The sequence below is a fragment of the Rhizobium sp. NXC24 genome, from assembly GCF_002944315.1.
Lineage (GTDB): Bacteria > Pseudomonadota > Alphaproteobacteria > Rhizobiales > Rhizobiaceae > Rhizobium.
Genome location: NZ_CP024314.1, coordinates 1,896,592 through 1,919,400, shown reverse-complemented (window position 1 = coordinate 1,919,400; position 22,809 = coordinate 1,896,592). Strand labels below are relative to the sequence as shown.

The following is a 22,809-nucleotide window of genomic DNA, read 5'->3' as shown; positions in this document are numbered from 1 at the left end:
TTGACAATCCTCGTGCGTGTTCTCATGAAGCCGGACGGTTGGAAGCGCCTCAACGGTCTATTTGTCGCCGAACGATGATCAGGTCAAGCTTAAGTAACATCGACGGGGGTCAGAACGCTCATTGTTACAATGACCATCACGACCGGCGCCAGGCGTGATGAAGCATCGGCGGCATCCGCGGCCCGCTATCTTGGCTCTCCGCTGATGCATCGCCGGATGAAGTTTCCGGCATGTATGATTGCCTGCCGTCCTGCTTCGAGCTGTGCGTTCCATAGCGGCCATGCGTGGATCATGCGCGGCCAGATCTCGAGTGTGACCTCGACGTCGGCTTCGCCGGCAGCCGCTGCAAATCTTGTGGCATCGGCGAGCAGGGTTTCATCCGATCCGACCTGGATTAGGAGCGGCGGCATTCCCTTCAGATCGGCATAGAGCGGGGAAACGCGAGGATCCTTGCGATCCACATGCGGGGGCACGTAGGCCTCGGCGAGCTCAAGCAAATAGTCTTTGTGAATGAGCGGATCGATCGCATCCTTCGTGGCAAGCGTCGTGCCGGACATGGTCAGATCAGTCCAAGGCGAAGTCAGCCAGCCACATGCCGGCAAGGCTTCACCGGCAGCGCGCAGTGTATTGATCAGCGAGACGGTCAGGCCGCCGCCGGCGCTATCGCCGCCAACGGCGATATGTTCGGCATTTATGCCCTGTCCGCGCAGAAAGCGCCAGGCGGCGATGGCATCGTCGAGAGCCGCGGGAAACGTATTTTCCGGCGCAAGGCGATAGCCGACGGCGAGCGTCCGCGCGCCCGCGGCGCGCCCAGCTTCGGTCACCAAACGGCGATGGCTGACGATCGAGCCCGAGCAATAGCCGCCCCCGTGGAAGAACATGAGCACATGAGCGGCATTGCTGCCCGGCGCCAATGACCATTCCGCGGAGAAGCCGTTCAGTTCGACCTCTTCCAGTTCGATATCGTCGGCAATCGGCCAGGCGGCACCGACTTCCTCGATTCTATGCCGGCGCTCCGCCCATCCGACGGGGCGGGGCCTGGAATTTAATAGGGCTCGAATAGCATCGATTTCGCGGTGGTCCGTCATCTTGATCTCCGTATGGGCCCGGATCGGATCATTGCTGGATTTCAGTCGATGCAGATATGATTGCGGCAGCCGGACGCTATTTCGTCGGGCCGTTCTGTCCCTTTGGGACGTTCTTCGAGAATGCCGTCTAAGCTTGGTTGGTCCCAGTCACAGAATAGATTCGCGTTTGCGCCGTTGCAAGAACGTCGCGGGCAGTAATCGCCGATTGTGTTGTCGCGACGTTATTATCCCGCCTCTGTAAGTCCTTTACTCTTCGTACGGCAAAATTCGATCAACTGCTGCGAGGTCATTGGTCGTGCTAGCGCGTAACCTTGCAGCAGATGGCAACCAAGATCTTTCAGGATCTTCGCATGCTCCATGGTCTCCACGCCTTCGGCAACGATGTCGATGTTTTGCGATCGGCCGATTTCGATAATTGAGGAGACCAGACGGCGTTGGGATGGAGACGTAACAATCGGCTTGATAATTTCCCGATCGATCTTAAGCCTTCGTGGTTCAAATCTAAGCAGGCTGACGATGCTGGCATGTCCGGTGCCGAAATCGTCGATCTCGATTTCGATCCCAAGCTCTTTGACAGCGGGAATGATCTCATTGAGAACAGGTTGAAGATCATCGAAGGAGATTGTCTCAAGCAGCTCGAAACACAGGCGACCTCTCGCCAAGGGAAGTGCGGAAAGCTCGGCAAGCAGATTTGGTTGCGCCAGTCGACGCGCTGAAATATTGACTGAGACACGCGGGATGTACATCCCAAGGCTGTCCCATCTTGTAAGCTCGAACAGGGCCTTTTGCAGGATCAGCCTGTCCATGTCGCCGCTGCGCCCCAGCCTTTCCGCGACGTCAAGAAATTTGTCCGGGGTGAGTAGACCTTTTCGCGGGTGATCCCAGCGGGCGAGTGTCTCGACGCCGACGATATCCAATGTGTCTGCGTTAAACTGCGGTTGGAAGAATGCGACCAGTTCATCGCGATCGAGCGCATGATTGAATTCGTTCGCCAGTTCTTTCGAATGGATTGTGGCGCTACGAAGCTCTTCGGTGAAAATGGCGGCCCGGCCGCGGCCGGTCTTCTTCGCCTCGTACAGAGCCAAATCGGCATTGAGAAGCAATTGACTGAGGTCCCGCCGGCGCACCGCAGGTTCAGTCTCCCAGGCGACGCCAACGCTTGCACCGACCACACACTCCGCCCCATCAATGGAGAGGGGCTGCTCGAGCGTATCGACAATCTGTTGCGCCAATGCGTTTGCCTTAGGCTCGGCATCGGTGCTCCAGCTAGCGAAGATGAACTCATCTCCGCCGATCCGAGCCGCGACGTCGTTCGGGCCGGCCAAATTGGCAAGGCGCGAAGCCGTTGCCTGCAGCACCGTGTCACCTCCGGCATGACCTTTCGTGTCGTTGATCTCCTTAAATCGATCCAGGTCGATATGAATGAGGATCAGACAATCTTCCGGACCGGGTCTCGTCGGTTGCGAGATCATCTGGTCGATAAATCGCCTGTTAGGAAGCCCTGTGAGGGCGTCATGCAACGACAGGTATTCCAGCCTTTGCCGTGCTCGAACGAGCTTTTTCTTGTGAAGGCGAAGCTTTTCAATGGTTTTTTGGCGTGATTTGGTCAGAAAGCCGACCCAGATGATCGGCGCAACGACACAGAATGCCAACAGGCTCGCATAGAGCTCAAAAGTGGCAATCCCGCTATTTTGACCCCATCCGTGCTTGGGCACCGCGGCGAGGGTCCATCGGCCATACGTCATATCAACGAATGTCACGACCGGTTGCTTCGAAAAAGTGTCCAGGCTACCGAGAAAAACTTGTTTGGGCGAGTTCGGCTCCGGTACGGTGCTGATGGCAATCTCAAGGTCGGTCGATTCAAGGCCGCTATCTTGGTAAAGCCTCGGAATATCTACGATTCCAGAAAGAAGACCCCAAAAGATCTGGCTTGTTCCGTCATTGATATAAACTGGGCACCTGACTATGAAAGCAGTCCCGCCCTGGACGAGCTCAACAGGCCCGGTCAGAACGATATTGTGGGTGTTGCGCGCCAGCATCGCGCCATCGCGTTGCTTTTCATTCTTTCGGTAGTCGAGTCCGATGGCCTTTTCGTTTCCTTTTTCCGGATAAACCCACTTCACCACCATGCCAGGCGCCGCGGCGAAGCTTCGCAATTGTGAATCGGGCTGCAAGATTTCGGCAGCAAGTTTGGAAAAGGCGGTTTGGTCCATCGTTGGATTGACTGCGACACCAGCCGCCAGGCCTTGCAGCAGCTTCACATTGCTATTGAGGTTCGTCTGAAGCCGGGATGAAATGGTGGCAATCTCGCCGGCAACAATGGAGCGTTCATCGGCCAGCGATCGTTCCCGCCGCCAGTTCGTTGCAACACAGACGACGATGACTGCAATAGTTGCCGCAAATATTGCCGGAGCAAATGCGCCAGTATGGCCTATTACAGAGCTCGCGAAGCCGCGCAGTATCTTTGGATTTCTTCGAAACTTCATCAGGTTGCCGGTATAGAGGACACGCCTGTACCCTGACACAGTTTCTTTAAAGCAACACTAAACCGGCTGAGGCAAAGAATTTTATCCTCCACACGAGGTCTTTTGCCAGTGATGACGGCATCCTGCAGCGCATGAGATCACGTGACTTTGAAGTAAGATCGTTCGCTTGAAGTTGCCGAGGCTCGCAAGTGCCGCGTATCTTACCGAAGTGATTAATCCATTCGAGGGCTGTCTGATATGTCGGTAATGTTGAATCGCCGGAATGTCTGCTTAGGTCTATCTGCCTTAGCGATCGGTACCTTCAAATCCAGCGTCGTCTTTGCTCAAGAGAAGGAAAATGTGAATAGCGGTTCCTCCGCCTATTTGTATTTCTCGCAGCCGATTGATGAAAAGTCTACGCTCGATCTTACGAGCGGGATCATAAATCTCAGATCAAAGGGTTATGGCACAATATACCTGATGATAAATTCCATGGGTGGAAATATCGCCTCGGGCATCGCCCTATACCACATGCTGTCTTCCATGGACGTTCAAATTAATACCTATGCAATTGCCAATGTTGAATCGGCGGCAGTTCTTTTATTCCTGGCTGGGAAAGAAAGAATTGCAAATAAAGAATCTCTTTTTGCATTTCACTCCGGCCAAGAAACCTTCAGCAGCGAAAAACTGACCGCCGATCAAATCAATGAGGGATATAACGCCCTTGCAATCGATGATGATCGAATGAAGGAAATATTCGAGGGGCGGCTTTCAATCAGCGACAAGCAATATGCCGACCTCCTGAGCCCGAAACTTCGATTTGTAAGGGCACCTGAGGCATTAAATATGGGCCTGGCAACACGGATCGGCGAGGTGAGCATACAACCGCATGATGGGCTGTTTTTTGTTCAATCCTCCGGCGGCAAGTAGTCTTGGTGAAATGCCTCTTTGGCCGGGTGGCGTTCGTATGGGAGCTACCTGAGCGAGACAATGCTCCGCATAAACAGAGGCGAATTCTCAGCATCCTGGAAACCGTCTACGGCAAGTTCAAATCTCTTGATCGGAGCAATGCATGCGCCTTTTCAAGTCCACGCTCCTGGCCACGTTCTGCTTGATGGCAACGTTCGCCCAGGCTGCCGGTCTTCGCTTCATCAGCGTGCCGGCTGAGCCCGGCCTTCCAATGCTACAAGCAGCCGTCTGGTCTCCTTGCGCCGAAGAGGCGGGCGAGGTGAAATTTCGCATGACGACGCTGCCGGCCACGGAGAACTGTGCCGTGTCCGGCGAAAAACTGCCATTGATCGTGATCTCGCATGGCTATGGAGGATCCTTCGTCAGCCACCATGACACAGCCGAGATGCTCGCAGATGGTGGGTTCGTTGTCGTTGCGCTCAACCATCCGGTCGACGCCGGAGCCGGCGGCGATTTGAGCCGTGCCGATACTCTTGCCCCGTTCACGGAGCGTCCGGCCGACATCACGCGATTGATCGACTACATGCTCACCGCATGGCCCGATCATTCGAAACTCGACCCCGAAAATATAGGGTTCTTTGGCTTCTCGAGAGGTGGCTATACAGGCTTGGTTGTTGCAGGCGGCACTCCCGATCTTCGAAAGGCTCTTGCGCTCTGCCCGGAGAATTTTCCGAAGCCCAGTTGCGCACAAATGCAGAAAAACGAGATGCCGGCACAATCATTCGCGCATGACCCTCGCGTGAAGGCCCTTGTCATTGCCGATCCGGCTTTCGGTCCATTGTTCGGCCCAGACGGCTTAGAGAACGTGAAAACTCCGATTCAACTTTGGGCGTCGGAACACAGCGGAGAAGACAGGACTGGCGGTGAAGTGTCGTTTGACTTTGTTTCGGCTATCGATCGCGATCTGCCGGCCAAGCCCGACTACCATATCGTACAAGGTGCCGGTCATTTTGCCTTCCTTACGCCCTGCACGCCGGATTTGGCTAAGAAACGTCCGGACATATGCGGCGACAGACCCGGGTTCGACCGGGTGGCCTTTCACAAGGAGTTCAATTCCGCGGTGTTGGCGTTCTTCCGGAAGCACTTGGAGCACTAACCGGCCGATCTGACGGCCGAATTGGTCGTTGATGCTCTTGAAGCAGTTCTGGCCAGAAGTGGGGCGTCCGCTGCAGCAAAGACGCCCCTTCGTATCTAAATCGGGTCCGCGCTGACATTGGAGCGGTAGATGTCGGTCATCCCCAGCCACTGCATGGTTCTCGTTTCGGGTGCTTTGTTCAAGGTGATATCCGTGACCACCGCAGCACTGTCCGCCCCGTTCTCGAAGACGCCGGCAATGCGTTCCACGGTCAGCCCGCCGATCGCCACCAGCGGTATGCTGCCGATGCGCGCCTTCCATTCGCCGATGCGGTCGAGACCCTGCGGCGCCCAGGCCATGGCCTTGAGAATGGTGGGGTAGATCGGACCGAGCGCGATATAGTCCGGACGCGCCGCCAGCGCGATCGCCAGCTCCGCCTCGTCATGCGTCGAAAGTCCCAGTTTCAAGCCTGCCTCGCGGATGGCGCCAAGATCGGCCACCGCCAGATCCTCCTGGCCGAGATGGATGAAATCGCAGCCTTCCTCGATGGCAAGTTGCCAGTAGTCATTGATGATCAACTGGCATGCGTGGGCAGCGCAGACCGCCTTTGCCTGGCGGATGTCTGCCCGTATCTCGGCCAGAGTGCGATCCTTGATGCGCAGTTGCACCAGTTTGACACCCAGTGGCACCAGCCTTTCGATCCATGCGGCACTGTCAACGATCAGGTAGAATGGATCGAGCTTCATGCGAAAACCGCCTTTCCGATTACGGGTGTCGAAGGCACTGCCATGTCGCGCGGCTCCAGCATACCGGCGCCGAAGGCCTGCCTGCCGGCGTCGATCGCCTTGGCGAAGGCTTCCGCCATTGCGGCAGGGTCGCCGGCGCCGGCAACCGCGGTGTTCAGCAGTACGGCATCGAAGCCGAGCTCCATGACAACAGCAGCATGCGAAGGTCGGCCGATACCGGCGTCCACGATCAACGGCACGTCGGGAAAATGTGCCCGCAGAGATCGAAGTGCGGAAAGATTGAGCGGTCCTGCCGCAGAACCGATCGGCGCGCACCAGGGCATCAGCACCCGGCATCCGGCTTCGAGCAGACGTTCGGCGACGACCAGATCGTCCGTCGTATAGGGAAAGACCTCGAAACCCTCACCGATCAGAATGCGCGCCGCCTCGACGAGTGCGAAGACATCCGGCTGCAGCGTATCGTGGTTGCCGATCACCTCCAGCTTGATCCAGTTGGTTCGAAACACTTCGCGGGCCATCTTGGCGGTCAGCACCGCCTCCGATACGCCATGGCAGCCGGCCGTGTTGGGAAGAACGCGAACGCCGAGCGCGCGGATCATGTCGAAGAATGCGCCACCGTTGCGACCGCCGACCGCTTCGCGGCGCAACGATACGGTGACGATCTCGGTCCCTGATCGCTTGACCGCTTCGGCGAGGACTGCTGGCGAGGGATAGCGCGCGGTGCCGAGAAGAAGTCGCGACCCGATTTGGCTTCCGTAGAGATCGAGCATGGTCAGCCTCCTTGCATGGGTGTCAGGATCTCGATCCTGTCGTTGTCGGCCAGAATATGTCCGTCGCGATCCTCGCGATGAACGAGTTCGCCGTTGACGGCGGTTGCCAGCCATTCGCCTTCGTAGTCGAGGGCGGCCAAAAGCTGCGAAAGCGTCGTGGCGGCGATCGTCTGTGCTTCGCCATTAATGATCAGGTGCATTGGAAACTCCTTTGCGTCGTCCGTTCGGAAAAGACGAGATCGGCGGCTTCCGCCGCCATTGTTGGCGCCAGCAGAAAGCCGTGGCGATAAAGACCGTTGAGGAAGGTGACCTTGCCTTCCCGCATTACTCGCGGAAAATTGTCGGGGAGGGCAGGGCGGATGCCGGCGCCGGTTTCGACGATAGTGGCATCCGCAAAGGCTGGATGCAGCGCATAGGCTGCATTCAGCAGTTCCATCATCGAGCGCGCAGTGATCGGGCCGTCGAATTCGGTCTCGATCATCGTCGCGCCGACCATAAACAGGCCCTCGCCGCGGGGGACGATATAGACGGGAAAGCGCGGATGTAGCAGGCGAACGGGCCGGGCGAGCGTGACCTCCTCAGTATGCAGATAGAGCATTTCGCCACGCACGCCGCGCAGATCGCGACTTTGCCCGATGCGGGCAGCACCTGTGCAATCAACGATATCGGAGAAATCGTCTTCGCTCACATCTTCGTCGGTAAAGACGACGCCCTCTGCCGACAACAGCTCTTTCAACTCGCGCAGCGCGAGACGAGGATCCAGATGAGCCTCACGCTGGAAGAACAGGCCATGTCTGAAGCGAGTGGCGAGAGTGGGTTCGAGTGCAGCAATGTCGTCCTCTCCCACCCATTGATAGCAGGTCGTGCGGCTGGCAAATCGCTTCAGTTCACCATGATCGCGCGTCGATGCGACGACCAGCGTTCCGTTGCGGACGACCTTGCCCGGCAGGATCGCTTCCCACCGATCGGCGGCATCGAGGCCGCGTTTAAGCACAGTCTCAGCGGCGCTTTCGCGCTCGCACCAAGGCGCGAGCATGCCGCCGGCGAGCCAGGAAGCAGCGCGAGCGAAGTTTGGGTGCGGGTCGAAGACGATCACTTCCGCACCACGGGCTTGCAATTCGCGTGCGACCGTGAGGCCGGCGACGCCGGCCCCCTTCACAAGGACACGCATGTCAGTCTGCCTTATGGGTTGGGGTGTCGATCGGCATATAGAGATCGCCGCCCTCACGGTATTTCGCCGCCATCGCGTCCAGCCCTTCCTTCTGCGCTTCGGCGCGGATGTCGTGCGAAATCCGCATGGAGCAGAATTTCGGGCCGCACATCGAGCAGAAATGCGCAACCTTGTGGGCTTCCTTTGGCAAGGTTTCGTCATGGAAGCTGCGGGCGGTGTCGGGATCGAGCGACAGGTTGAACTGGTCTTCCCAACGGAACTCGAAGCGGGCGCGCGACAATGCATCGTCGCGCACCTGCGCGGCCGGGTGCCCCTTGGCAAGATCGGCAGCATGGGCGGCGATCTTGTAGGTGATGACACCTGTTTTGACGTCATTGCGATCGGGCAGGCCAAGATGTTCCTTCGGCGTGACGTAGCAGAGCATCGCCGTGCCGAACCAGCCGATCATGGCAGCGCCGATGCCCGAGGTGATGTGGTCATAGCCCGGCGCGATATCGGTCGTCAGCGGCCCGAGCGTATAGAAAGGCGCCTCGCCACAAACGGCGAGCTGCTTGTCCATGTTTTCCTTGATCTTGTGCATCGGCACGTGGCCGGGGCCCTCGATCATCACCTGGCAATCCTTCGCCCAGGCGATCTTCGTTAGCTCACCGAGCGTTTCGAGTTCGGCAAATTGCGCCGCGTCGTTGGCATCGGCGATCGAGCCGGGGCGCAGGCCGTCGCCGAGCGAGAAGGAGACGTCATAGGCGCGGCAGATATCGCAGATTTCCTCGAAATGTTCGTAGAGGAAGCTCTCGCGATGATGGTGAAGACACCACTTGGCCATGATCGAGCCGCCGCGCGAGACGATGCCGGTCACGCGATTGACGGTGAGCGGGATGTAATGCAGCCGTACGCCGGCATGGATGGTGAAATAGTCGACGCCCTGTTCGGCCTGCTCGATCAGCGTATCGCGATAGATTTCCCAGGTGAGGTCTTCGGCGATGCCGCCGACCTTTTCCAGCGCCTGATACAGCGGCACCGTGCCGATCGGCAGCGGCGAATTGCGGATGATCCATTCTCGGATATTGTGGATGTTGCGGCCGGTCGAAAGGTCCATGACGGTATCGGCGCCCCATCGGGCAGCCCAGACCATCTTCTCGACTTCCTCCGCCATCGATGACGTGACGGCGGAGTTGCCGATATTGGCGTTGATCTTCACCAGAAAATTCCGGCCGATGATCATCGGTTCGCTTTCGGGGTGATTGATGTTGGCCGGGATAATCGCCCGGCCGGCGGCAACTTCCTGGCGGACGAATTCCGGCGTGACATGATCCGGAATATGAGCGCCGAAGCTCTCGCCGTCGCGAATCAGTGCTTCGGCGTTGGCCTTGCGGCCGAGGTTTTCGCGAATGGCGATGAACTCCATCTCCGGCGTAATGATGCCGGCCCGTGCATAAGCGAGCTGGGTGACGGCTTTACCGTCCGTGGCACGTAGCGGCCGGCGTCGCCCTGGGAATTCCGGTGTGAGCCGTTCGCCGCTGACAAAGCCGTTGTCCTCGGGGCGGACATGGCGGCCCACATAGGATTCGACATCGCCGCGGGCGAGCACCCAGTCACGGCGCAGTTGGGGCAGGCCCTGCTCGATGCGGATCTCGGCGCCCTCTATCGTGTAGGGACCGGAGGAATCATAGACGACGACAGGCGGCTCGCCTGCGGTCGGATGGACGCTGATCTCGCGCATCGGTACGCGGATATCGCTATGGATATCTCCAGAAATATGGATCTTCCGCGATGCCGGCATCGGGCCGGTCGTGACGGTCGGGGTAAGATTCTTTGCGGCAATGGTCATGGTTTGAGGCTCCAAATTGCAGTTGGAGACCCAGTCAATCAGCCGGAATGATGGAAAGACGCCGACACGGATTCCACGCATGAATCCAAAGCCTTCGAGCGCTTGCACCGTCCCTACGCCAGTATGAACTGGATCAGGTTCAACGGGTCACTGCGCCCACAATCGGCAAAGCCGTATTGTTCAGCAGTATCTCAGCCCCTTGCCGGGACCCCCCTGGTGAATGTCGGTGATGGTAAAGGGCGCTCGCTAATGATGTCAAGCTTGCTCTCGTTGCGGCTCAGACGTCGAGCGATATCTCTGTCCCGAGCCTGGCTGATGAAAGATGTCCCTATTGGCGGTTACAGGAGGAAATTGGCTTGACTGATTTGCTCAACCATTCTTAATAAACTGATCTGCTGGACCAACCAGTGGACCGGAGGGTGTGATGGACGAAAGTCCGATCTTAACCGAGGTGCCGAATATCGCGCGTGGTCTCGCCCGCCGGACGGCGCGTGACGTTATCGCTCAGAAGCTGATGGTCCTGATAGCAACCAACATGTTGCGGCCGGGCGACGAGTTGCCGGGCGAGCGCGAACTGGCAAGCGTTCTCCATGTCAGCCGCGAAACGGTGCGCGGCGCCATCCAGACCCTGGCCGCGCAAGGTATCATCGCGGTTTCGCATGGCAGCCGCAGCCGCGTTTGCAAGGTCGACCTCAGCCACATCACGGTGACAATCGCCTCCCCCAATGCAATCGACAGCTACGATCTGGAGTCGGTTCACGCGGCCCGTCTCCATGTCGAGCTCAAGGTCGTCGGCGACGCTGCCGAACGGATCGACGATGCGACGCTGGCAAAGTTGCAGGCTCTTCTGGAGGCGCAGCGGCTTGGCGGAGACGATGTGATGCGTTTCCTCATTTGCGACCGCGAATTCCACGTTGCGATCTATCGCGCCGGTGGAAACCCGCTGCTCGCCGACTTTGTCACTGACCTATACACCTACATGATGAATTACCGCCGCAACGCCATGTCCAAGCCGGGCGCTATCGAAGCGAGCTACGACGATCATCTATCGATCTACGAGGCTCTCGCACGGCATGACCGCGATGCCGTCGTCGACGCGTTCCGGCATCATCTGACGCGTATTTACGAAACGACCAAGGTTCTGCTGGCGACCGGCAATACCGGCAATACGGTTTGAGCCGCTGAGCATGAGGAGGTTTGGCTGACATGCATGTGATGGTTATCGGGGCGGCTGGCATGATCGGTCGCAAGCTGGTGGAGAAGATTGGTCTGCAGGCAGATGTGCTTGGCCGCGGGATCGACAGGTTGACGCTTGTCGACGTTGTTCCGCCGCCGGTCCCGGCCGCGCTTGCATCCGTTTCCACGGCGATGACGGCCGATCTTGCCGATGCCAGTAGTGCGACCAAGCTTTCCAGCTTGCGGCCGGATATGATCTTCCATCTGGCGGCGATCGTATCGGGCGAGGCCGAGGCGGATTTCGATAAGGGCTACCATACCAATCTCGATGGCACGCGCTCGCTCTTCGAGGCCATCCGGCACGAGGGGCTGAAGGAGCCCTATAACCCCCGCGTCATCTTTGCCTCGTCGATCGCTGTTTTCGGCCAACCCTTTCCGGAGAAGATCGGCGATGATTTCTTCACGACCCCTCTGACGAGCTACGGTACGCAGAAGGCGATCTGCGAACTGCTGCTTGCCGATTATTCGAGGCGCGGCATCTTCGACGGCATCGGCATTCGCCTTCCGACAATCTGCATCCGCCCCGGCAAGCCCAACAAGGCCGCCTCCGGCTTCTTCTCGAACATTCTGCGCGAGCCTCTTGTCAATCAGGAAGCCGTGCTGCCGGTGGACGAGAACGTCCGACACTGGTTTGCCAGCCCACGCTCCGCGGTCGGCTTCTTCATCCATGCCGCACGCATCGACAGCAGCGAGATCGGACCGCGCCGAAATCTCACCATGCCCGGGCTGTCCGCACTTGTCGGCGAGGAGATCGAGGCTCTGCGCCGCGTAGCCGGCGAAAAGGCTGTCAAACTCATCCGCCGTGAGATCGACCCCACAATCCGCTCGATTGTTTCCGGATGGGCGACGGATTTCGATGCGCGGCGCGCAACGGCGCTCGGCTTCAGGGCGGAAACCAATTTCGATGAGATCATAAGGATCCACATCGATGATGAACTTGGAGGGAAAATCTGAGATGGCGCAGCCCGCAATCGCACCAAAAACCCAGATCGCCCTTGTCACCGGCGGAGGTACCGGCATCGGCCGCAGCATCGCCAAAGCGCTGAGCGCTGAAGGTTACACCGTTGTCCTCACCGGGCGCCGTCATGATGTGCTGGAAAAGGCAGCCAGCGAACTCGCCGCCGAGACTGGCGGCACGATGCGGGCGATTGTCTGCGATATCGGGGCTCCTGAACAGGTCGCTGACCTCTTCGGCAAGATCAAATCCGAATTCGGCCGGCTCGATCTTCTCGTCAACAATGCCGGCAGCGGTGCGCCTGCGATACCGCTCGAAGAGCTCACCTTCGACCAGTGGAACGGCGTGGTCGCGGCCAACCTCACCGGCGCGTTTCTTTGCACGCAGCAGGCTTTCAAACTGATGAAGTCGCAGGTGCCTCACGGCGGCCGCATCATCAACAACGGGTCGATTTCGGCGACAACGCCCCGGCCAAATTCCGCCCCCTATACCGCGACCAAGCATGCGATCACCGGCCTTACGAAATCGACCGCGCTCGACGGACGCCCATTCGATATCGCTTGCGGCCAGATCGATATCGGCAATGCCGCAACGGACATGACCGCGAGGATGAGTTCCGGTGTGCTGCAGGCGAATGGAGAAATTGCCACCGAACCGACGATTTCCGCTGAGCACGTCGCTCGCGCGGTCGTCTACATGGCAAGCCTTCCGCTGGAGGCGAACGTCCTGACCATGACCGTGATGGCGACAAAGATGCCGCTCGTCGGAAGGGGATAGGACGTCGAAATTGAATTGGCTGGCGTTCTGGCGGTGAATGTCTCGGAGGAGGAGATGACCGGCAGGGCCAAGGAAGTGACAAGTTCTGGGAGGGACTTTTATGGCAGGTGTCGAGTTTGTCGATGTCAGGAAATCATTCGGGGCGTTCCCGGTTATCAAGGGCGTGAATATCGAGATTGCCGACGGGGAGTTCGTGATCCTGGTCGGACCGTCCGGATGCGGAAAATCCACGCTTCTGAGAATGCTTGCCGGCCTCGAAAACATTTCCGCCGGCGAGATCCGTATCGGCAATCGTGCCGTCAACGGCGTAGCGCCGGGCGACCGTGACATAGCCATGGTCTTTCAGAATTACGCGCTCTATCCACACATGTCGGTGGCGCAGAACATGGCTTTCTCGCTGATGCTCAAGCGTGCGCCGAAAGCCGACATGGATATGCGTGTCAAGAAGGCTGCGGAAATCCTGGGCCTCACAAAGCTCCTCGACCGCTATCCCCGCCAGCTTTCCGGCGGCCAGCGCCAGCGTGTCGCCATGGGCCGGGCGATCGTGCGCGATCCGCAGGTTTTCCTCTTCGATGAGCCGCTTTCCAACCTCGATGCCAAGCTCCGGGTCGCCATGCGCGCGGAGATCAAGGAGCTTCATCAACGTCTCGGCACCACGACCGTTTACGTCACGCATGATCAGATCGAGGCCATGACGATGGCCGACAAGATCGTCGTCATGCATGACGGCGTCGTCGAGCAGGTGGGAAAGCCGCTGGATCTCTACGACACGCCTGCCAATCTTTTCGTCGCGGGCTTCATCGGTTCGCCGGCGATGAACATGATCAAAGGCCGCCTCGATGCGGAGAATGGCAGCCGGTTCATCGCGTCGGACGGAACTGTCCTGCCGGTGGCAAATCCGCCCGCTGGCGCAAAGGGCCGGGATCTCGTCTATGGGCTGCGTCCGGAATACATCGCGCTCGACGCCAACGGTCTACCGGCGGAAATCATCGTGATCGAGCCGACCGGGTATGAAACGCAGATGACCGTCAGGTTTGGCGGCAGTGATGTCAACTGCATCTTCCGGGAACGAATCAATGCCCGACCCGGCGATACGCTGCGCGTTTCCATCGACGCGCCGCATGTCCATCTATTCGACGCCGAAAGCGGTCGGAGATTGACGATCTGATACCGCTTCGGTGGGAAGCAGGAAAAAGAGGAGTTTTCCTGCTCGCCCGTCGGTGCGGAAATATCCGGCAAGGTCGGATGCGATGGTCGTCGTCCACCACACGGGAAGGTGGGCGCCGGGGGGATTTGCTCCCGTTTTCAAAGGAGGAGTATCATGACATTCAAGAGACGTGACTTTCTTGCCGCATCCGCGGCGGCGGCCGGTATCGCTGGCCTTGCGCCGCTCGGCATACGCCCATCTTTCGCCCAAACCGAACCCGGCTACACGCCCGAAAAGGGCGCAAGTCTCAGGCTTCTTCGCTGGACCCCCTTCGTCAAGGGCGACGAGGATGCCTGGCTTGCCAATACCAAGAAGTTCACGGAGGCGACCGGCGTCGAGGTTCGTGTCGACAAGGAAAGCTGGGAAGACATCCGACCGAAGGCCGCTGTCGCCGCCAATGTCGGTTCCGGTCCCGACATGGTGATGTGCTGGTTCGACGATGCTCATCAGTATCCCGATAAGCTCGTCGACCTGACTGAACTCGGTAACTATCTCGGCAATAAATACGGCGGCTGGTATGACGGCGTGCGCGGTTACGCAACCCGCGGCGACAAGTTCATCGCCATGCCGTTGACGGCGATCGGCAATGCCGTCGTTTATCGCGACAGCCATGTAAAGGCGGCGGGCTTCAGCGAATTCCCCAAGGATACCGCAGGGTTCCTGGAGCTTTGCAAGGCAATGAAGGCGAAAGGCACGCCGGCCGGCTTCCCGCACGGCAAGGCCGTGGGCGATGGCAACAATTATGCCCATTGGCTGCTTTGGAGCCATGGCGGCAAGATGGTGGACGAAGGCGGCAAGGTGACGATCAACAGCCCTGAAACGCTGGCGGCCATCCACTATGCGATGGATCTCTACGCGACCTTCATCCCCGGCACGGAAAGCTGGCAGGACATCAACAACAACCGGGCCTTCCTTGCCGGGCAGGTATCGCTGATCGCAAACGGCGTATCGGTCTATTATGCGGCGAAGAAGGATCCGAAGCTCGCCGAGATCGCGGCCGATATCAGAACCACAAACTTCCCGATCGGCCCCGTCGGCAAGAGCGTCGAACTGCACCAAACAAGCTCGTTGGTTCTTTTCAGCCATACCAAATACCCGGAGGCCGCCAAGGCCTATATCAAGTTCATGATGGAAGGCGACCAGATGAATGCCTGGATCCAAGGGTCGAGCGCCTATTGCTGCCAACCCTTGAAGGCCTTTGCCAACAACCCTGTCTGGACTGCTGATCCGGTGCACGCACCCTATGCCCGCGCCTCGGAAACGCTGCGCCCGAATGGCTATGCCGGTCCCCTGGGCTATGCTTCGGCAGGCGTGATGGCCGATTACGTGCTCGTCGACATGTTCGCCGCCGCCGTAACCGGCCAGATGTCGCCGGAGGATGCGATGAAAGAGGCCGAGCGCCGGGCGAACCGCTACTACAAGGTTTGATCCTTCGCGAAGATCTGCAGCGTGCCGGCAACGGCATGCTGCGACTGTCCATCAGGAGATAATATCATGTCGACTGTGCCATCCGGGGATATCACGCGCAGCCCGATCAGATCGCTCATGCAAAACAACAATATGCTCGGCTTCCTCTTCATGTTGCCGGCGGCCATCTTTCTGATTTGTTTTCTCACCTATCCGCTGGGGCTCGGCGTCTGGCTCGGTTTCACGGACACACGTATCGGGCGTGCCGGGAGTTTCATCGGACTGGAGAATTATCAATTCCTGGCCCATGACTCCGTCTTCTGGCTGACGGTCTTCAATACCTTGCTTTACACCTTCGTAGCTTCCGTCCTGAAATTCGTGCTCGGCCTTTGGCTGGCGCTGCTTCTCAATCAGCATCTGCCATTCAAGTCGTTTTTCCGGGCGATCGTGCTGCTGCCCTGGGTCGTTCCAACGGTGCTGTCAGGATTGGCATTCTGGTGGATCTACGATTCTCAATTTTCCATTATCTCATGGTCTTTGATGAAGATCGGCCTGATCCATGGCCCGATCAATTTCCTCGGCGATCCGACCAATGCGCGCATCTCGGTCATCATCGCCAATGTCTGGCGCGGCATTCCTTTCGTGGCGATTTCCCTGCTCGCCGGTCTGCAGACCATTCCCGCTTCGCTTCAGGAGGCGGCATCCCTGGATGGGGCCACGAGTTGGCAGCGCTTCCGTTACGTAACGCTACCGATGCTGACGCCGATCATCGCGGTGGTGATGACGTTTTCGGTACTGTTCACCTTCACGGATTTCCAGCTCATCTATGTGCTGACCAAGGGCGGGCCGGTCAACGCGACGCATCTGATGGCGACGCTTTCCTTCCAGCGCGGCATCCCCGGAGGGCAGCTCGGCGAGGGGGCGGCAATCGCGGTTGCCATGATTCCCTTCCTGCTTGCCGCCATCATGTTCAGCTTCTTTGGTCTGCAGCGCCGCAAATGGCAGCAAGGCGGACAGGACTGAGATCGGGAGAACCTCATGAACACCAAAGCCAACACCGCCAATCCGGTACTCACCGATAATGTCGAAGGCATGGGCTATCTCAACCGCCTGCCTCGACGCATCGTCATGCTTTATCTGCCGATGGCGGTCTTCGTCTTCGTGCTTCTGTTTCCCTTCTACTGGATGGCGATCACGGCCATCAAGCCGAACGCACAGTTGACCGACTACAATAACTACAGCCCCTTCTGGGTGGTGGGGCCGACACTCGATCACATCAAGTACCTGTTCTTTGAAACGTCGTATCCGGGCTGGCTATGGAACACGATATTGGTGGCGGTCGGATCGACTGCGCTGTCGCTATTGGCCTCAATCTTCGGCGCCTATGCAATCGAGCGCGTGCGCTTTACCGGCTCGCGTTCGATCGGCTTGCTGATCTTCCTGGCCTACCTCGTCCCGCCTTCGATCCTCTTCATTCCTTTGGCCTTTATTGTCTTCAAGCTCGGGATCTACGATTCCAGGCTGGCGCTCATCTTCACCTACCCGACGTTTCTTATCCCGTTCTGCACCTGGCTCTTGATGGGCTATTTCAGATCGATACCTTTCGAACTGGAAGAAAGTGCGCTGGTCGATGGCGCCAGCCGCTGGCAGATCCTTGTCAAAATTATCCTCCCGCTGGCGGTGCCTGGGCTGATATCGGCCGGAATCTTCGCCTTCACCCTCTCCTGGAACGAATTCATCTACGCGCTCACCTTCATCCAATCCTCGGAAAACAAGACAATCCCCGTGGGTGTTCTGACGGAATTGGTGCGCGGCGATGTCTTCGAGTGGGGCTCGCTCATGGCCGGCGCTCTATTCGGTTCATTGCCGGTCGTCATTCTCTACTCCTTCTTCGTCGACTACTACGTTTCGTCCATGACTGGCGCCGTGAAAGAATGATGAGCGAGAGGGCTGTCTCCTCCGCGATAGCCAATTTGGATTGGGCCTGCACGAAGCCGGCAAGAGATAGAGGGCGGCACTGACCGGGCGCCGTCCCGATAGAGCGCGTCGGGCTACGTGTACGCCGTTTTAATCGGGTTGGGGTGGAGAGGTCGTTTCTCCCTCCGACAGCTCGCAAGCGAGCAGGATTGGATGGTCGAGGCCAGGCGTAGGCTGCTTGTTCAACAGGACCGCGACCGCCGCTGCCGCCATCTTCTGAATCGGCTGCTTGACCGTTGTCAGGCGCGGCGTTGTCATGCTGGAGAGAGGGATGCCGTCGAAGCCTACGATGGAAAGGGCTGCAGGTATCGGGATTCCCAAATCATGTGCCGCTCTCATGCAGCCGATCGCCTGCTGATCCGAGCTTGCAAAGATGGCGGTCGGGCGCTCGTACCGCGCTCGTGCAAGCAGGTAGTTTCCTGCTGATCGACCGCTTTCATAGTCGAAAGCCGCCTCGGCTATGAGCGATGATCCTTGTATTTGCTTGCCATCATCGGACTGCCCCATTGCGTCGAGGTAGCCCTTGAGGCGATCATTGGCTGGTACGGAGTGTTTAGGTCCCGAAATGAAGCCGATGCGGCGATGACCGAGCTTCAGAAGATGTTCGACGCCGAGACGGACTCCATGGCGGTGATCGGAGGCGATGCCGGAATATCCTGGCATAAGGCGGTCGACGACGACGATCGGCAATCCCTTCGGCAGCTTGATCGTGTGGAAATCGATGCTGGGAACGAGGATGATGCCATCCACCTTCCGGCTCATCAGTTGCCCGATGCGGTCTGCCTCCTTGGCCGCGTGGTCAAAGGAGGTCATGACAATGATGTTATAGCCATGACCTGCCGCCGCTTGTTCCGCGGATTGCACAAGTTCCGAGAAGAAGGGGTTGGTCAGGTCCGGAATGACGATGCCGATGAGGCGGCTGACCTTGCTGCGCATGCTTCTTGCAGACGGGTCGGGCATATAGCCGAGTTCTTCGATGATGCGCCTGACACGCGCTCTCAATTCATCCGTCACGGAGGGGTGATCGTTCAAAACCCTTGAAACGGTTCCGGTGGAAACTCCCGCGAGCTTGGCAACGTCTCGAATTCCGACCTTTGACATAACAGAAGCACATGTTCCTTCATCTTCGCCTTCCGAACACCGAAAGGCGCCCGATCCGGGCTTCCAGCTAATGGTCTCTATCGTCTCAGTCAAAGGGCACATCTCAATTTTGTGCCGCTTAAGCTCCATAGCATAAGGTTGATATGCACTCAATGGAAACGGTTCATTGAGGCGCATGTACGCAAGCAACAATTATTTCAAATTTCAACCGGTTTAGGCTCTATGTCGCCGTCTTGACAACACTTATGGCCATTGCTACCCAATAGATGTTGGAAACGGTTCATTGCCGCTGGCAACTCAGATGGAGCTGAGCCCAGAAGGTGGGGAGGAAAGAAAATGTCCAATTCTATTAAGCGTGATTCCGTCATGATGAGTGCGTCGCGGCGTGCAGCATTGAAGCTCGGCCTGGCCGGCACCTTGATGCTCGCGCTGTCGTGCGGCGTGTCGCCTGCTTTTGCGGCCAGCAAGCCCAAGGTGGGCCTGATCATGAAGTCTCTGTCCAATGAGTTCTTCAAGCAGATGAAGGCCGGCGCCGACAAATATGCCGCGGAGAACAAAGACAAGTTTGACTTCAAGGCCGTGGGCATGAAGGACGAGCGTGATTTCGCCGCGCAGGTCGATGCCGTCGAAAACTTCGTGACGCAGAAATACGACATCATCGTCGTCGCGCCGGCCGATTCAAAGGCGATGGCTACCCCCATTGCGAAGGCCGTGAAGGCCGGCGTGAAGGTCATCAACATCGACGTGCCGCTCGACGCCGACGCCAAGAAGGCAGCCGGTATCGACCTCGCGTTCTTCGGTCCGGATAACCGCGAAGGTGCCAAGCTTGCTGGGGATGCGCTCGCCAAGGACCTCGGGCCCGGTGCGAAGGTCGTTATCCTCGAGGGTAACCCCGAGGCCGACAACGCCAAGGAGCGCAAGGAAGGCTTCATGGACTCCGTCAATGGCGGCAAGCTTCAGCTTCTCGACAGCAAGACTGCCCATTGGGAGACGGAAGAAGCCAATACCGTCATGACGAACTTCCTGACGAAGTATAAGGATATTCAGGGCGTCATGGCGGCCAATGACTCCATGGCTCTCGGCGTCGTCAAGGCTCTCGATGCGACCGGTCAGAGCGGCAAGATCAAGGTTGTCGGCTTCGACAACATTCCGCCGGTGCAGCCGCTGATCAAGGACGGCAAGATGCTTGCCACTGTCGAGCAGTATGGTGCGCAGATGGCCGTCATGGGCATCGACTATGGCCTGCGTGAACTTGCCGGCGAAAAATTCACCGGCTGGGTCAAGACGGACGTCAAGCTTATTACCGCCAAGGATCTCAAGTAATTGAGATTGCCCGCGGGGCTAAAAGAAGCGCCGGCCACTGGCCGGCGCTGACCGCTACCAGCCGATTTGCGCGTCGATCGCCGAGGGTGACGCTTCCGCACCTCTGAGTGCGTCGCGCAGAGGCTGGCCATCTCGAATTCGAAATAGACCATGAGGTGGACGTGTCAGACGCACCAGATGACTACATCCTGAAGCTGGAAGGGATCGGCAAGCGTTTCCCGGGCGTCGTGGCGCTCAAGGATGTTTCCCTGCGGGTTGGCCGCGGCAAGGGCCACGTTCTTCTTGGCGAGAATGGCGCCGGCAAATCCACCCTGATCAATCTGCTCGGGGGCGTCTTCAGGCCGGACGATGGCCACATCTCCTTTGACGGTAAACCCTATCACCCGGCCTCTCCGCTGGAGGCATTCAAAGCGGGCATCCGGGTCATCCACCAGGAACTGCACCCCCTTTCCAATCTCACCGTCGCCGAAAATCTGCTTTTCGAGCATCTTCCCCGCCGATACGGTCTGGTCAATTACAAGGAAATGAATCGTAGGGCCGCCGAGCTCCTGGCCGACGTCGGCCTCGATGTCGCCCCTACGACCCTGGCCAACCGTCTCAGCGTTGCGCAGCTCCAGCTTCTCGAGATCGCCAAGGCGCTTTGCTACGAAAGCAAGCTTCTGGTCCTTGACGAACCGACGGCAACCCTGACCTCCAAGGAGGTCGATCGCCTGTTCGAAATTCTGAAGCGGCTGAGAGGTCGCGGCGTTACGACGCTTTACATCTCCCACAGGCTCGAGGAGATCTTCGAGGTCGGCGACGACGTGACGGTGCTGCGCGACGGCCAGCATGTGATAACCCGTCCGCTTGCAGGATTGACCATCCCGAATATTGTCGAACTCATGGTCGGCCGCACGATTGCGGATCATGGCGTCTTTCGCAAGGACAGCGTGGTGTCCGGCGAGGCGCTTGGCGTTTCCGGTCTGAAAGTGACGCGACATAGTCCGGAACTGTCCTTCTCCGTCGGCAAGGGCGAAATCGTCGGCATAGCCGGCCTTGTCGGCAGCGGGCGCACCGAAGCCGTCCGGGCGCTATTCGGCGCCGACGTCAAAGCCGCCGGCGAGATCCGCATCGATGGCGAACTGGTCTCGATCCATTCGCCCAGGCAAGCGGTTGCCGCGGGCCTGTGCCTGGCGACTGAAGACCGCAAGATGCAAGGCTTGATGCTCGACATGAGCTGCGCGCAAAACACCACCATAACGGACCCAGCCAAGATCTCCCGCAAGGGATTGATCCTGCGCAAGGTCGAGGACGAGCATTCGCAGCGTCTCGTGCGCGAGCTTCGCATCAAGACCCCATCGATCCGCCAGGCGGTCAGGACGTTTTCCGGCGGCAATCAGCAGAAGGTGGTCATTGCCAAATGGCTTTTCCGTGGCCCCAAGGTACTGATTTTCGATGAGCCGACCCGGGGGATCGATGTGGGCGCGAAAGTCGAAATATATGAGCTTCTTTGGAAACTCGCCGCCGAGGGCAAGGGTATTCTGGTGGTCTCCTCCGATTTGCCGGAACTCATGGGTATCTGCCACCGCATCATCGTTTTGTCGAACGGGAAGATAGCCGGGGAAATAGCGCGGGAACAATTTGAAGAGAGCAGCATCCTCTCACTCGCTTACAAGGAGTACAGCCGTGTCCGGGAACGTTGAAAACAAGACCGATATGAAAGAGAGCCGTTTTTGGGACAGCCTCATTCGGATTTCGATGAAGGAAGCCGGCGTTGCGATCGCCCTTGTTCTGATCCTGGCGTTTTTCTCGGCGACGGCACCCTATTTCGCGACGCCGGAAAACTTCCTCAAGATCTTCGTTCAGATCGCCATCAACACCGTGCTTGCCTCGGGCATGACCTTCGTCATCCTCGTTGGCGGCATCGATCTTTCCGTCGGCTCGTTGCTTGCCCTTTGCACGGTCATCGGCGCGACGATCATGATCGATCCACGGTTTTCCCCATGGCAGGCGATTGTTCTGGCTTCGATCGCATCCATGGGAACCGGAGCCGTCCTTGGCGCGATCAACGGCTGGGTATGCGAGAAGTGGAAGCTTCCGTCCTTCATCGTGACGCTCGGCATGCTCAATGTCGCCAGCGGCTTGGCGCGCGTTGTCAGTGATAACTCCACCATCACCGGCCTCCCGCAGCCTTTCGTCGATTTCGGAAATCTGATCTTCTGGGGCATCTTCCCGTCGATCTTCCTGATTGCGATCGTTGTCGTCCTCATTGGCTGGTTCGTGCTGCGCTATACGGTCTTCGGACGCTTCGTCTTTGCGATCGGCACCAACGAAGAGGCCGTCCGACTGTCGGGGCATGAGCCGAAAAGATACAAGATCGCAGTGTTCACGATTTCGGGGTTCACCGCGGGCATTGCGGCCATGGTCTATCTGCTGCGCCTCAACGTCGGCAGCCCGGTTGCGGGCATCGGCTATGAATTGAATGCCATCGCCGCAGTCATCATCGGCGGCACCAGCCTTTCGGGCGGCAAGGGATCGATCGTCGGAACGCTGGTTGGTGCGTGCATTCTGCAGGTGCTGTCGACGGGATTGCAGCTATTGGGCGCTGACGACAACATCAAGCCGATCGTCATCGGTGCCGTCATTGTCCTGGCCGTCATTCTGGATAGCTATCGCGGCCGTTTGATGCGGATACTGGAAACGCGATAATCAATCGCAACGCTCAGATGATCTAA

General features: G+C 58.4%; 20 protein-coding genes and 1 riboswitch. Of the genes, 12 read left to right on the top strand and 8 right to left on the bottom strand.

Annotated elements, in window-relative coordinates; all coding sequences use genetic code 11:
* Positions 1 to 185: 185 nt before the first annotated feature.
* Both NXC24_RS32965 and NXC24_RS32960 read right to left on the bottom strand, forming a co-directional pair.
* The gene (locus NXC24_RS32965) at positions 186 to 1,088 is read right to left on the bottom strand and encodes an alpha/beta hydrolase (protein WP_104827460.1); all 903 of its coding nucleotides are present in this window, start codon (positions 1,086 to 1,088) and stop codon (positions 186 to 188) included.
* Between the two features lie 224 nt (positions 1,089 to 1,312).
* Positions 1,313 to 3,574 carry a bifunctional diguanylate cyclase/phosphodiesterase gene (locus NXC24_RS32960; protein WP_104827459.1) on the bottom strand — a complete coding sequence of 754 codons (2,262 nt, stop codon included), beginning with the start codon at positions 3,572 to 3,574 and terminating at the stop codon, positions 1,313 to 1,315.
* Positions 3,575 to 3,811: 237 nt separating this feature from the next.
* On the opposite strand from NXC24_RS32960, the gene NXC24_RS32955 reads away from it, so the two are divergent.
* Positions 3,812 to 4,483, top strand: coding sequence for an ATP-dependent Clp protease proteolytic subunit (locus NXC24_RS32955; RefSeq protein WP_104827458.1), 672 nt, complete (start codon positions 3,812 to 3,814; stop codon positions 4,481 to 4,483).
* A 142-nt stretch (positions 4,484 to 4,625) separates the two neighbouring features.
* Positions 4,626 to 5,618 carry a dienelactone hydrolase family protein gene (locus NXC24_RS32950; RefSeq protein ID WP_104827457.1) on the top strand — a complete coding sequence of 331 codons (993 nt, stop codon included), beginning with the start codon at positions 4,626 to 4,628 and terminating at the stop codon, positions 5,616 to 5,618.
* Between the two features lie 95 nt (positions 5,619 to 5,713).
* Here the strand turns inward: NXC24_RS32950 and NXC24_RS32945 are convergent, their stop codons facing one another.
* The 5 genes from NXC24_RS32945 to thiC are packed head-to-tail and all read right to left on the bottom strand — an operon-like array spanning position 5,714 to position 10,112.
* Positions 5,714 to 6,343 (bottom strand): thiamine phosphate synthase, encoded by a 630-nt coding sequence (locus NXC24_RS32945; RefSeq protein ID WP_104827456.1) that lies wholly within the window; start codon positions 6,341 to 6,343, stop codon positions 5,714 to 5,716.
* Positions 6,340 to 7,113 carry a thiazole synthase gene (locus NXC24_RS32940; protein ID WP_104827455.1) on the bottom strand — a complete coding sequence of 258 codons (774 nt, stop codon included), beginning with the start codon at positions 7,111 to 7,113 and terminating at the stop codon, positions 6,340 to 6,342. Before NXC24_RS32940 ends, NXC24_RS32945 begins: the two co-directional genes overlap by 4 nt.
* Positions 7,114 to 7,115: 2 nt before the next feature.
* The gene (thiS, locus tag NXC24_RS32935) at positions 7,116 to 7,313 is read right to left on the bottom strand and encodes a sulfur carrier protein ThiS (RefSeq protein WP_104827454.1); all 198 of its coding nucleotides are present in this window, start codon (positions 7,311 to 7,313) and stop codon (positions 7,116 to 7,118) included.
* Positions 7,304 to 8,284, bottom strand: coding sequence for a glycine oxidase ThiO (thiO, locus tag NXC24_RS32930; protein WP_104827453.1), 981 nt, complete (start codon positions 8,282 to 8,284; stop codon positions 7,304 to 7,306). Before thiO ends, thiS begins: the two co-directional genes overlap by 10 nt.
* Position 8,285: 1 nt before the next feature.
* Positions 8,286 to 10,112, bottom strand: coding sequence for a phosphomethylpyrimidine synthase ThiC (thiC, locus tag NXC24_RS32925; protein WP_104827963.1), 1,827 nt, complete (start codon positions 10,110 to 10,112; stop codon positions 8,286 to 8,288).
* A 92-nt stretch (positions 10,113 to 10,204) separates the two neighbouring features.
* Positions 10,205 to 10,337: riboswitch (TPP riboswitch) on the bottom strand.
* 199 nt (positions 10,338 to 10,536) lie between these two features.
* Here thiC and NXC24_RS32920 point away from each other — a divergent pair.
* From NXC24_RS32920 to NXC24_RS32890, 7 genes are all read left to right on the top strand, one after another.
* Positions 10,537 to 11,289 (top strand): FadR/GntR family transcriptional regulator, encoded by a 753-nt coding sequence (locus NXC24_RS32920; protein WP_104827452.1) that lies wholly within the window; start codon positions 10,537 to 10,539, stop codon positions 11,287 to 11,289.
* Between the two features lie 29 nt (positions 11,290 to 11,318).
* Positions 11,319 to 12,302 carry a D-erythronate dehydrogenase gene (gene denD / locus NXC24_RS32915; protein ID WP_104827451.1) on the top strand — a complete coding sequence of 328 codons (984 nt, stop codon included), beginning with the start codon at positions 11,319 to 11,321 and terminating at the stop codon, positions 12,300 to 12,302.
* Between the two features lies 1 nt (position 12,303).
* Positions 12,304 to 13,080, top strand: coding sequence for an SDR family oxidoreductase (locus tag NXC24_RS32910; RefSeq protein ID WP_104827450.1), 777 nt, complete (start codon positions 12,304 to 12,306; stop codon positions 13,078 to 13,080).
* A 100-nt stretch (positions 13,081 to 13,180) separates the two neighbouring features.
* Complete coding sequence (gene ugpC, locus NXC24_RS32905; protein ID WP_104827449.1) at positions 13,181 to 14,248, top strand: sn-glycerol-3-phosphate ABC transporter ATP-binding protein UgpC; 1,068 nt, start codon at positions 13,181 to 13,183, stop codon at positions 14,246 to 14,248.
* 153 nt (positions 14,249 to 14,401) lie between these two features.
* Positions 14,402 to 15,715 (top strand): ABC transporter substrate-binding protein, encoded by a 1,314-nt coding sequence (locus NXC24_RS32900; RefSeq protein ID WP_104827448.1) that lies wholly within the window; start codon positions 14,402 to 14,404, stop codon positions 15,713 to 15,715.
* A gap of 66 nt (positions 15,716 to 15,781) precedes the next feature.
* Positions 15,782 to 16,717 (top strand): sugar ABC transporter permease, encoded by a 936-nt coding sequence (locus NXC24_RS32895; RefSeq protein WP_104827447.1) that lies wholly within the window; start codon positions 15,782 to 15,784, stop codon positions 16,715 to 16,717.
* A 15-nt stretch (positions 16,718 to 16,732) separates the two neighbouring features.
* Complete coding sequence (locus tag NXC24_RS32890) at positions 16,733 to 17,632, top strand: carbohydrate ABC transporter permease (protein WP_104827446.1); 900 nt, start codon at positions 16,733 to 16,735, stop codon at positions 17,630 to 17,632.
* Between the two features lie 129 nt (positions 17,633 to 17,761).
* On the opposite strand, the gene NXC24_RS32885 is transcribed toward NXC24_RS32890, so the two are convergent.
* The gene (locus NXC24_RS32885) at positions 17,762 to 18,772 is read right to left on the bottom strand and encodes a LacI family DNA-binding transcriptional regulator (protein WP_104827445.1); all 1,011 of its coding nucleotides are present in this window, start codon (positions 18,770 to 18,772) and stop codon (positions 17,762 to 17,764) included.
* Between the two features lie 336 nt (positions 18,773 to 19,108).
* Between NXC24_RS32885 and NXC24_RS32880 the strand changes: the two genes are divergently transcribed.
* From NXC24_RS32880 to NXC24_RS32870, 3 genes are all read left to right on the top strand, one after another.
* Positions 19,109 to 20,095, top strand: coding sequence for a sugar ABC transporter substrate-binding protein (locus tag NXC24_RS32880; RefSeq protein ID WP_104827444.1), 987 nt, complete (start codon positions 19,109 to 19,111; stop codon positions 20,093 to 20,095).
* A 161-nt stretch (positions 20,096 to 20,256) separates the two neighbouring features.
* Positions 20,257 to 21,777, top strand: a complete 1,521-nt coding sequence (locus NXC24_RS32875; protein WP_104827962.1) for a sugar ABC transporter ATP-binding protein — start codon at positions 20,257 to 20,259, stop codon at positions 21,775 to 21,777.
* On the top strand, positions 21,761 to 22,783 hold the full coding sequence (locus NXC24_RS32870; protein WP_104827443.1) for an ABC transporter permease: 1,023 nt from the start codon (positions 21,761 to 21,763) through the stop codon (positions 22,781 to 22,783). The genes NXC24_RS32875 and NXC24_RS32870 overlap by 17 nt, the downstream gene beginning before the upstream one ends.
* Positions 22,784 to 22,809 lie beyond the last annotated feature (26 nt).

Excerpts from the sequence above, each read along its gene's own strand:
- NXC24_RS32885 (WP_104827445.1), bottom strand. The coding sequence starts at position 18,772 with ATGTCAAAGGTCGGAATTCGAGACGTTGCCAAGCTCGCGGGAGTTTCC.
- denD (WP_104827451.1), top strand. The coding sequence starts at position 11,319 with ATGCATGTGATGGTTATCGGGGCGGCTGGCATGATCGGTCGCAAGCTG.
- thiC (WP_104827963.1), bottom strand. The coding sequence starts at position 10,112 with ATGACCATTGCCGCAAAGAATCTTACCCCGACCGTCACGACCGGCCCG.
- ugpC (WP_104827449.1), top strand. The coding sequence starts at position 13,181 with ATGGCAGGTGTCGAGTTTGTCGATGTCAGGAAATCATTCGGGGCGTTC.
- NXC24_RS32965 (WP_104827460.1), bottom strand. The coding sequence starts at position 1,088 with ATGACGGACCACCGCGAAATCGATGCTATTCGAGCCCTATTAAATTCC.
- NXC24_RS32895 (WP_104827447.1), top strand. The coding sequence starts at position 15,782 with ATGTCGACTGTGCCATCCGGGGATATCACGCGCAGCCCGATCAGATCG.
- NXC24_RS32920 (WP_104827452.1), top strand. The coding sequence starts at position 10,537 with ATGGACGAAAGTCCGATCTTAACCGAGGTGCCGAATATCGCGCGTGGT.
- NXC24_RS32910 (WP_104827450.1), top strand. The coding sequence starts at position 12,304 with ATGGCGCAGCCCGCAATCGCACCAAAAACCCAGATCGCCCTTGTCACC.
- NXC24_RS32955 (WP_104827458.1), top strand. The coding sequence starts at position 3,812 with ATGTCGGTAATGTTGAATCGCCGGAATGTCTGCTTAGGTCTATCTGCC.
- NXC24_RS32960 (WP_104827459.1), bottom strand. The coding sequence starts at position 3,574 with ATGAAGTTTCGAAGAAATCCAAAGATACTGCGCGGCTTCGCGAGCTCT.
- NXC24_RS32940 (WP_104827455.1), bottom strand. The coding sequence starts at position 7,113 with ATGCTCGATCTCTACGGAAGCCAAATCGGGTCGCGACTTCTTCTCGGC.
- NXC24_RS32880 (WP_104827444.1), top strand. The coding sequence starts at position 19,109 with ATGTCCAATTCTATTAAGCGTGATTCCGTCATGATGAGTGCGTCGCGG.
- thiO (WP_104827453.1), bottom strand. The coding sequence starts at position 8,284 with ATGCGTGTCCTTGTGAAGGGGGCCGGCGTCGCCGGCCTCACGGTCGCA.
- NXC24_RS32950 (WP_104827457.1), top strand. The coding sequence starts at position 4,626 with ATGCGCCTTTTCAAGTCCACGCTCCTGGCCACGTTCTGCTTGATGGCA.
- NXC24_RS32890 (WP_104827446.1), top strand. The coding sequence starts at position 16,733 with ATGAACACCAAAGCCAACACCGCCAATCCGGTACTCACCGATAATGTC.
- NXC24_RS32900 (WP_104827448.1), top strand. The coding sequence starts at position 14,402 with ATGACATTCAAGAGACGTGACTTTCTTGCCGCATCCGCGGCGGCGGCC.
- NXC24_RS32945 (WP_104827456.1), bottom strand. The coding sequence starts at position 6,343 with ATGAAGCTCGATCCATTCTACCTGATCGTTGACAGTGCCGCATGGATC.
- thiS (WP_104827454.1), bottom strand. The coding sequence starts at position 7,313 with ATGCACCTGATCATTAATGGCGAAGCACAGACGATCGCCGCCACGACG.